The sequence below is a fragment of the Streptomyces sp. NPDC024687 genome (genome assembly GCF_055559055.1).
In genome coordinates, this window is the sequence record NZ_JBVHLJ010000005.1 from 6,147 (window position 1) to 16,016 (window position 9,870).

The following is a 9,870-nucleotide window of genomic DNA, read 5'->3' on the forward strand; positions in this document are numbered from 1 at the left end:
GGACGGACGCTCGTCACGACGGTCACGGTTGAAACCACCGGTGGGGCGGTCGTCGCGGCGGAAGCCACCCGAGGGACGCTCGTCACGACGGTCACGGTTGAAACCACCGGTGGGGCGGTCGTCGCGGCGGAAGCCACCCGAGGGACGCTCGTCACGACGGTCACGGTTGAAGCCACCCGAGGAACGGTCGTCACGGCGCTCGAAGGAACGGCCACCACGGTCGTCCCGACGGTCGTCACGGCGGAACCCGCCGCGCTCGCCGTCACGACGGTCGCGGTTGAAACCACCCGAGGAACGGTCGTCACGGCGCTCGAAGGAACGGCCACCACGGTCGTCCCGACGGTCGTCACGGCGCTCGTAGTTGCCCCGCTCGTCACGACGCTGACGCGGCTGCTCGTACGCGGGACGCTCGGCGGCCTGCTCGGCGACCACGGCCTCGGCCGGGGCCTGCGTCTCCTGGGCCACGGCGGCCTCGGCGACGGCGGCGACCGCGGCCTCCGGGTCCTCACCGCGCTCACGGGCGGCGCGGGCGACCAGACGGTCGGCCTCCTCGCGCAGCTCGGTCGCGCGGCGCTGCGCCCGCTCCAGCTCCTTGGTGAGCTGGGCGACCTCGCGCTCGGCCTGCTGAGCCACGTTGACCGCGGACTCGGACTGGACCTCGGTCATCGAACGGGCGCCGGTGATCTCGGCGACCTCGGGCTCGAAGGCCGTACCGGAGTTGATGATGTGACGCCCGGCGTCGACGCCCGCGTCCTCCATCAGCCGGAAGATCTGGCGGCGCTGGTGCGGCAGGGACAGCGATACGACCGTGCCGGTGCGGCCCGCGCGAGCGGTACGCCCTGCGCGGTGCAGGTAGTCCTTGTGGTCACCGGCGGGGTCGACGTTCAGGACGAGGTCGATGCCGTCGACGTGGATGCCACGGGCGGCGACGTCGGTCGCGACGAGCGCGTTGACGTAGCCCTTCTTGAAGTCCTCCAGCACCCGGGTGCGCGCGCCCTGCGTCATACCGCCGTGCAGCGCGTCGGCCTTCACGCCGGAGTCGCACAGCTGCTCGGCGATGCGGTCGGCGCCCAGCTGGGTGCGGACGAAGATGATGGTGCGGCCCTTGCGGGAGGCGATCGCGGCAGTGACCGGCGCCTTGTCCTTGGGCTTCACGATCAGGATGTGGTGCGACATGGTCGTGACGTTGCCCTGGGCGCTGTCGACCTCGTGCGTGACCGGGTTGCTCAGGTAGCGCTTGACCAGGGTGGAGATCTCGTTCTCCATCGTGGCCGAGAACAGCATCCGCTGGCCGCCGGCCGGGACCTGGTCGAGCAGCTCGGTGACCTCGGGCAGGAAGCCCAGGTCGGACATCTGGTCGGCCTCGTCGATGACGGCGACCTCGATGTCCTGCAGGGAGCAGGCGCCGCGGTTGATGAGGTCACGCAGTCGGCCCGGAGTGGCGACGAGCACGTCGACACCGCGCTCCAGGGCGTAGATCTGGTTGCTCATGGACGTACCGCCGCAGACGACCTTCATCTTCAGGCCGAGGACGTCGCCGTAGGGCTGGAGAGCGTCCGCGACCTGCATCGCGAGCTCACGGGTCGGGGTGAGGATGACAGCGCGCGGCTTGTGCTTCTCGGTGCGGCCGCCGGAGAGGCGGGCCAGGGTCGGCAGACCGAAGGAGAGGGTCTTGCCGGAGCCGGTGCGGCCACGGCCGAGGATGTCCTTGCCGGCCAGGGCGTCCGGGATGGTCGCGGCCTGGATCGGGAAGGGGGTGGTCACGCCGTTCTGGGCGAGCTTGCGCACAACGCCCTCGGGGAGACCGAGGCTCTCGAAGGTGACTTCGGGAGTGGTGGCCTCGGTGACGTCCTCGGTGCCCTCGTTCTCGGGCACGACGACGTGATCAGTACTGGAAATGGACATGCGTATGCGAAACCTTCCGGAGTCTCGTCGGCACGCGCCCGTCAACTCCGTGATTCGCAATACGACCGCCTCAATGCGGTCAGCCACGGTAAGGGAGAGAACGCGCCACACGGCGCTCTTCTGCTTTGGCGCCGGGCAAATGATCAAACGATCTATAACCATACGCACCCATCACCCCCGAAGGCAAACGGATCCCCTCGTGTGTATCCGAGGTCACTCGGGGCCTTTCACAGGGCCCTGCCACGGGGTCCGTCACACCGGCGATCCGGCGGTGGGCGCCGGTTCCCGCTGGCTCAGCTGTGTCCCCGTCTCCGGCTGCGCGGAGGAGGACGGCTCGGCGGGCGGCGGCGACGGCGTGGGCGAGGCGGGCGGCTCGCTCGGCGCCGGCGGCTCCGGGTCGGGCGTACGGGTGGGTGCCGGGTCGGCCCACGTAGCCGAGGGCACCGGTTTCACCGAACTCCCCGGCTCCGCCCCCGCCGGGGCCGACGCGCCGGCTCCCGACGGGGCGGACGCCGAGGGCGAGGCCGGCTCCTTGCCGTCCTTGCCCTTGCCGTGCTTGCCGTGTTTGCCGTCCGAGCCCGTCCCGCCGAGCCGCACGGAACCGCCCGAGGCCGCGGAATCGCCGTCCGGCGCCTCCCCGCCCCGCTCACCGGCGGAGTGCGACGGCTTGGCGCTGCCGTCACCTTCGTCCCCGCCCACGCTCATGCAGCCCGCTGCGGCGGCGACGGCCATGACCGTGGCGGCCAGACGGACGGGTACGTACAAGGGGCGCACGAGCAGCCACCTCCGAGGGCGGTCGTCAAAGAGTCAACCTGCCCAACTCCCGCCGCCCACAAGAGGACACGCGCCCCGTTCGAAAGCCACTCACCCGTAACCGAGCGCGTGCAGCCGCGCGTCGTCGATCCCGAAGTGATGGGCGATCTCGTGCACGACCGTCACCTCGGTCTCCGCGACGACCTCCTCGCGGGAAGCGCACATCCGCAGCGTCGGCCCCCGGTAGATCGTGATCCGGTCCGGCAACACCCCGGCGTACCACTCGCCCCGGTCGGTCAGCGGGGTGCCCTCGTACAGCCCGAGCAGCTCGGGATCGTCCGCCGGCGGTTCGTCCTCGACGAACACCGCGACGTTGTCCATCAGCCGCGTCAACTCCGGCGGAATCCGGTCCAGCGCCTCGGCGACCAGTTCCTCGAACTCCTCGCGCGTCATCTCCAGCACAAGCCCATTCTCCGGTACGGGCCATCCGTACGAGAGCCATGAGCACGCCGCATATCCGCGGGCGGACTTGGGCATACGGGATCAATGGCCCGCGTCCCCGCCGCAGTCCTGAACGTCCGGAGCATCCTGAGCACCCTACGAAGGCCCCCGCGAGCCCTCGCCCGCCAGTACGGCAGGCGCCGATCCAACCCGTCCGTCGAGCTCGTCCACCAGCCGCACCCCTGGGCCCGCGCCCTCGGTCTGGTCGCCGTCGTCCTGCTGGGCGCCTGGCTCGGTCTGCTGATCGTCGGCAACGTCCGGGTCCCGGTCGGCCCCATGAACACGACGATGACCCTGCGCCCGTCCCTGACCGGCGGCACGAAGATCAACATCTCTCCGCTCGGCGCGCTCCAGCTGGACAGCCACCAGGCCCCGGTCCGCCTCGACGTCAACGTCGACCAGCTCGACCCGGAACGCTCCCAGGCCCTCGTCGACCACCCCGAGCGCCTCTCCGGCCTCCAGGACGAGGTCGCCACGGACGTCGAGCACGGCACCCTCGACCTCGCCCTGCGCTCCTGCGTCGCCGTGGTGGCGGGCGCCACGGCCCTCGGCCTCGCGGTCTACCGCCGCCCCCGCCGCGCCCTCGCGGCCGGCGGACTCGCCCTCACCCTCCTGGCGGCCTGCGGCGGCACGGCGTACGCCACCTGGAACCCGGAATCCGTCCTGGAGCCGAAGTTCTCGGGACTGCTCTCCTCCGCCCCTTCGCTGGTCGGCAACGCGCGGAGCATCGTCACCGAGTTCGACGTCTACCAGAAGGAGTTGGCCCGCCTGGTGACGAACGTGACGAAGCTCTACGACGCCACGTCCACGCTCCCCGCCTACCAGCCGGACCCCACCACCATCCGGGTCCTGCACGTCTCCGACATCCATCTCAACCCCGCGAGCTGGAAGATCATCGCCTCGCTGGTGGAGCAGTACAAGGTCGATGTGATCGTCGACTCCGGCGACACCATGGACCACGGCACGGCGGCGGAGAACGGCTTCCTCGACCCGATCCCCGACCTGGGGGCGCCGTACGTCTGGGTGCGGGGCAACCACGACTCCCTGACCACCCAGCGCTACATGGAGGGCCTGAAGCGGGTCCACGTCCTCGACAACGGCAAGGCGGAGACGATCGCCGGACTGCGGTTCGCGGGCATCGGCGACCCCCAGTTCACCCCCGACCGCTCCACGAACCCGGGGGCCGACGAGTCCCAGGAGGCGGCGGGCGACCGCCTGGCCGCCGCCCTGCGTGCGCAGCGGGCCGCGGGCACCCCGGTCGACCTCGCGATCGCCCACGAGCCCTCGGCGGCCCGCGAGGTCGACGGCGAGGTCCCGATGATCCTGTCCGGCCACCTCCACCACCAGGAGATGGAGCTCATGAAGAAGGGCACGCGCCTGCGGGTGGAGGGCTCGACGGGCGGCAGCGGGCTGCGGGCCGTCGAGGGCAAGTACCCCGACCCCATCGAGGCCTCGATCCTCTACCTGGACCGTGACACCCGCCGCCTGCAGGCCTGGGACGAGATCAAACTCGGCGGCCTCGGCCTCACCACGGCGGAGGTCAGCCGCCACCTCCCGGAGGACAACCAGCCGGGAGCGGCCCCCTCCCCCACGGGTTCGGGCACGGGCTCCTCCACGGCCTCGCCCACGGGCAGCCCCTGAAACCGTTTTGGCGATACCTCCCGGCATCCCATATGCTTCTCACGTCCCCGACGCGCTGAGAAGCGCCCAGGCGGGCCGATAGCCCTCATCGTCTAGCGGCCTAGGACGCCGCCCTTTCAAGGCGGTAGCACGGGTTCGAATCCCGTTGGGGGCACGCATCACCGTGTGCGACACTGTTCGTGCACAACGCTTGGTCCTGTGGAGCAGTTTGGAGTGCTCGCCACCCTGTCAAGGTGGAGGCCGCGGGTTCAAATCCCGTCAGGACCGCTGAGGTTTCCCCGGAAGCCTCTCGGCTGGGTAGCTCAGTTGGTACGAGCGACCGCCTGAAAAGCGGTAGGTCGCCGGTTCGACCCCGGCCCCAGCCACAGCACAGACCCCGATCCCCGGATCGGGGTCTTGTTGTATGTGCCGTGCCGTGACACCAGCCCCCTGGGCCGTGACACCGACCCCCGGGACAAAACCGTTCGCCAGTAATTTCCCGAGGATGAGATCCTGGATCGCGTATGTCTACGCACCCTGCCCCCGCCCCCGGCTCCCCCGGCTTCGGGGAACTCGCCGCCCGCCTGACCGAGCTGTCCCTGCGTGACGCGCACCGGCTCGGGCGCAGGCTCGAAGGCGCGCGCAAGATCCGCAAGCCGGAGGCGCGCGCCGCCGTGCTGGCCGAGATCGAGGCGGAGGTCGGCAAGGGCGAGGAGCGCGTGGGCGCGCGCCGTGCGCGGGTGCCCGCCGTGTCGTATCCCGAGCAGCTTCCGGTCAGCCAGAAGAAGGACGACATCGCGGCCGCCATCCGTGATCACCAGGTCGTGATCGTGGCCGGTGAGACCGGGTCCGGCAAGACCACCCAGATCCCGAAGATCTGCCTGGAGCTCGGCCGGGGCGTCAAGGGCATGATCGGGCACACCCAGCCCCGCCGGATCGCCGCCCGTACCGTCGCCGAGCGGGTCGCCGAGGAGCTGGACACCCCGCTGGGCGAGGCCGTCGGCTGGAAGGTGCGCTTCACCGACCAGGTGAACCCGGACGCGACCTTCGTGAAGCTGATGACGGACGGCATCCTGCTCGCCGAGATCCAGACCGACCGCGAGCTGCGCGCCTACGACACGATCATCATCGACGAGGCCCACGAGCGGTCCCTCAACATCGACTTCCTGCTGGGGTACCTGGCCCAGCTGCTGCCGAAGCGCCCCGACCTCAAGGTCGTCATCACCTCGGCGACCATCGACCCCGAGCGGTTCTCCCGGCACTTCGGGGACGCGCCCATCGTCGAGGTCAGCGGGCGGACGTACCCGGTGGAGGTGCGGTACCGGCCGCTGCTGGAGGACGACTCGGAGGACTCCGACCGCGACCAGATCACCGCGATCTGCGACGCCGTGGAGGAGCTCCAGGGCGAGGGCAAGGGCGACATCCTCGTCTTCCTCTCCGGGGAGCGGGAGATCCGGGACACCGCCGACGCGCTGGAGAAGAGGAAGTACCGCTTCACTGAGGTGCTGCCCCTCTACGCCCGGCTCTCGCACGCCGAGCAGCACCGCGTGTTCCAGCCGCACACCGGGCGCAGGATCGTTCTGGCGACCAACGTCGCCGAGACCTCCCTCACCGTCCCGGGCATCAAGTACGTCATCGACCCCGGCTTCGCCCGCATCTCCCGCTACAGCCACCGCACCAAGGTCCAGCGGCTGCCCATCGAGCCGGTCTCGCAGGCCAGCGCCAACCAGCGCAAGGGCCGCTGCGGCCGTACCTCCGACGGCATCTGCATCCGCCTGTACAGCGAAGAGGACTTCAACGCCCGCCCGGAATTCACGGACGCCGAGATCCTGCGGACGAACCTGGCCTCCGTCATCCTGCAGATGACCGCGGCCGGCCTCGGGGACATCGAGAAGTTCCCCTTCATCGACCCGCCGGACCACCGCAACATCCGTGACGGCGTGCAGCTGCTGCAGGAGCTCAACGCCCTTGATCCGGCGCAGAAGGACGCGCGCAAGCGGCTCACCGAGACCGGCCGCAAGCTCGCCCAGCTGCCCGTCGACCCGCGCCTGGCGCGCATGGTCCTGGAGGCCGAGAAGAACGGCTGTGTCCGCGAGGTCATGGTCATAGCCGCCGCGCTCTCCATCCAGGACCCGCGCGAGCGCCCGGCCGACAAGCAGACCCAGGCCGACCAGCAGCACGCCCGCTTCAAGGACGAGACCAGCGACTTCCTCGCCTACCTCAACCTGTGGCGCTATGTCCGCGAGCAGCAGAAGGAGCGCGGCTCGTCGTCCTTCCGCCGGATGTGTAAGCAGGAGTACCTGAACTTCCTGCGCATCCGCGAATGGCAGGACATCTACACGCAGTTGCGGACCGTCGCCAAGCAGATGGGCATCCATCCGAACGAGGAGGACGCGGCCGACCAGAGCGTGCACGTCTCGCTCCTCGCCGGTCTGCTCTCGCACGTCGGCATGAAGGACGTGAAGGACGGCAACAAGAACGAGTATCTCGGCGCCCGGAGCGCCAAGTTCGCGATCTTCCCGGGCTCGGCGCTCTTCAAGAAGCAGCCGCGTTTCGTGATGTCGGCGGAGCTGGTGGAGACCTCGCGCCTGTGGGCCCGCGTCAACGCCAAGATCGAGCCGGAGTGGGTCGAGCCGCTCGCGGAGCACCTGCTGAAGCGGACGTACTCCGAACCGCACTGGGAGAAGGACCAGGCCGCGGTGATGGCGTACGAGAAGGTCACGCTGTACGGCGTACCGATCGTCGCCCAGCGCAAGGTCAACTACGGCCGTATCGACCCGGAGACGTCCCGCGAGCTGTTCATCCGCAACGCGCTCGTCGAGGGCGAGTGGCGCACCCACCACAAGTTCTTCGCCGACAACCGCAGACTCCTCAGCGAGGTCGAGGAGTTGGAGCACCGGGCCCGGCGCCGGGACATCGTGGTCGACGACGACACCCTGTTCGACTTCTATGACCAGCGGGTGCCCGAACACGTCGTGTCCGGGGCGCACTTCGACTCGTGGTGGAAGCGGAAGCGGCACGAGGAGCCGGAGTTCCTGGACTTCGAGCGGGAGATGCTCATCCGGGAGTCGGCGGAGGCGGTCACGAAGGCCGACTATCCCGACTCCTGGCGGCAGGGGCCGTTGAAGTTCCGGGTGACCTACCAGTTCGAGCCGGGCGCGGACGCGGACGGTGTGACGGTCCACATCCCGCTCCAGGTCCTGAACCAGGTGAAGGACGAGGGCTTCGACTGGCAGATCCCGGGCCTGCGGGAGGAGTTGGTGACGGAGCTGATCCGTTCCCTGCCCAAGCCGATCCGCCGCAACTACGTGCCGGCACCGAACTTCGCGAAGCGGTTCCTCGATACGGCGGTCCCGCTGCAGGAGCCGTTGACGACCACCATGGCGCGCGAGCTGAAGCGCATGGTCGGCGTCCCCTTCGACGCGGAGGACTTCGACTGGGCACGGGTCCCGGACCACCTCCGCATCACCTTCCGGATCGTCGACGAGCGGCGCCGCAATCTGGCCGAGGACAAGGACCTGGAGTCACTGCGCCTGAAGCTGAGGCCGAAGGCACGCCAGGCCCTCTCGCAGGCGGCGGCAGCGACCGCGTCCCGCGAGGGCGGCGAGTCCCTGGAGCGCAAGGGCCTGACGGACTGGACGATCGGCACGCTCACACGCGTCTTCGAGACCCGCCGGGCCGGCCAGCCGGTGAAGGCGTACCCGGCGCTGGTGGACGACGGCGACACGGTCTCCGTCCGCCTCTTCGACACCGAGGAGGAGCAGACCGAGGCGATGTGGAAGGGCACGCGGCGGCTGATCGTGCGCAACATCCCGGTGAGCCCGGCGAAGTTCGCATCCGAGAAGCTGACGAACCCCCAGAAGCTGGCCCTGTCGGCGAACCCGCACGGCTCCATCCAGGCCCTGTTCGAGGACTGCGCGACGGCGGCCGCGGACAAGCTGATCGGGGACTTCGGGGGGCCGGCGTGGGACGAGGAGTCGTACCGGAAGCTGTACGACAAGGTGCGCGCCGAGATCGTCGACACGACGGTCCGTACGGTCGGGCAGGTGCAGCAGGTGCTCGCCGCCTGGCACGCCTGTGAGCGGCGCCTGAAGTCCGTACGGAGCCCGGCGCTGCTGGCGAACCTGGCGGACGTGCGGGCCCAGTTGGACGCGCTGGTGAAGCCGGGGTTCGTGACGGCGACGGGGCTGCGGCGGCTGCCCGACCTGATGCGGTACCTGGTCGCGGCGGACCGCCGACTCCAGCAGATGCCGACGAACGTCCAGCGGGACACGACCCGTATGGAGAAGGTCCACGAGATGCGGGACGAGTACGCCTGGCTCCTGGAACAGCTCCCGCAGGGCCGGCCCGTGCCCCAGCAGGTCCTGGACGTCCGCTGGATGATCGAGGAGCTGCGGGTCAGCTATTTCGCCCACGCGCTCGGCACGGCGTACCCCGTCTCCGACAAGCGGATCGTGAAGGCGATCGACACCCTGGCCCCGTGACGGGCCCTGCACGGAGGGTGAGTTCGACCAGGACCCGCCAGCTCCTGTACAGTCCTTCTCGCAGCGCAACGCACCAGTAAGCGCCGCGAAACCTGGTCCTGTGGAGCAGTTTGGAGTGCTCGCCACCCTGTCAAGGTGGAGGCCGCGGGTTCAAATCCCGTCAGGACCGCAGTAAAAGAAAGGCCCGCCTCCCGGCAACGGGACGCGGGCCTTCTTCGTGCGCCACGCCCGCGGCGGAGCCTCACATTCCGTCAGGGCTGCGGCGAGAAGCACGGCCCGCGTCCCGCACACGGAACGTGGGCCTTCTTCACGCACGGCCCCCTGCCCAAGGAGAGGCCGCGCCCGCAGCGAAGCGGCAATCAGACGCAGCAAATCCCGTCAGGACCGCACCGAGAGAAGCAAGGCCCGCCTCCCGGCAACGGGGCACGGGCCTCTTCGGCCACCACGCCCGCGCCCAGGGGGAGGCCGCGTCCGCCGTAAAGCCGCGCCTTCCGTCAGAACCGCCGCGAGAACATGGCCCGCATCCCGCACACCGGGACACGAGCCTTCTTCAGCCACCACGCCCGCGCCCAGGGGGAGGCCGCGCCCGCCGCGAAGCCGCACCTTC

Annotated in this window: 5 protein-coding genes and 4 tRNA genes; 6 read left to right on the plus strand and 3 right to left on the minus strand. The window is 69.9% G+C overall.

Features of this window, described 5'->3' with window-relative positions; translation table 11 throughout:
• The 3 genes from ACZ39I_RS20105 to ACZ39I_RS20115 all read right to left on the minus strand — a co-directional run.
• Nucleotides 1–1,905, minus strand: a 1,905-nt coding sequence (locus ACZ39I_RS20105) for a DEAD/DEAH box helicase (protein WP_467245721.1), incomplete at its 3' end; no start/stop codon positions are given.
• A 252-nt stretch (nt 1,906–2,157) separates the two neighbouring features.
• Nucleotides 2,158–2,679 (minus strand): hypothetical protein, encoded by a 522-nt coding sequence (locus ACZ39I_RS20110; protein ID WP_467245722.1) that lies wholly within the window; start codon nt 2,677–2,679, stop codon nt 2,158–2,160.
• Between the two features lie 90 nt (nt 2,680–2,769).
• Nucleotides 2,770–3,120 (minus strand): metallopeptidase family protein, encoded by a 351-nt coding sequence (locus ACZ39I_RS20115; protein WP_109004752.1) that lies wholly within the window; start codon nt 3,118–3,120, stop codon nt 2,770–2,772.
• Nucleotides 3,121–3,204: 84 nt separating this feature from the next.
• Here ACZ39I_RS20115 and ACZ39I_RS20120 point away from each other — a divergent pair, with 84 nt between their 5' ends.
• The 6 genes from ACZ39I_RS20120 (at nt 3,205) to ACZ39I_RS20145 (ending at nt 9,432) form a co-directional block, all read left to right on the plus strand.
• Complete coding sequence (locus ACZ39I_RS20120; protein WP_467245723.1) at nt 3,205–4,800, plus strand: metallophosphoesterase family protein; 1,596 nt, start codon at nt 3,205–3,207, stop codon at nt 4,798–4,800.
• Nucleotides 4,801–4,881: 81 nt separating this feature from the next.
• A tRNA-Glu gene (locus ACZ39I_RS20125) sits at nt 4,882–4,954 on the plus strand.
• 38 nt (nt 4,955–4,992) lie between these two features.
• Nucleotides 4,993–5,067, plus strand: a tRNA-Asp gene (locus ACZ39I_RS20130).
• 24 nt (nt 5,068–5,091) lie between these two features.
• Nucleotides 5,092–5,165, plus strand: a tRNA-Phe gene (locus ACZ39I_RS20135).
• 138 nt (nt 5,166–5,303) lie between these two features.
• Nucleotides 5,304–9,263 carry an ATP-dependent RNA helicase HrpA gene (hrpA, locus tag ACZ39I_RS20140; RefSeq protein WP_467245724.1) on the plus strand — a complete coding sequence of 1,320 codons (3,960 nt, stop codon included), beginning with the start codon at nt 5,304–5,306 and terminating at the stop codon, nt 9,261–9,263.
• A gap of 94 nt (nt 9,264–9,357) precedes the next feature.
• A tRNA-Asp gene (locus ACZ39I_RS20145) sits at nt 9,358–9,432 on the plus strand.
• Nucleotides 9,433–9,870 lie beyond the last annotated feature (438 nt).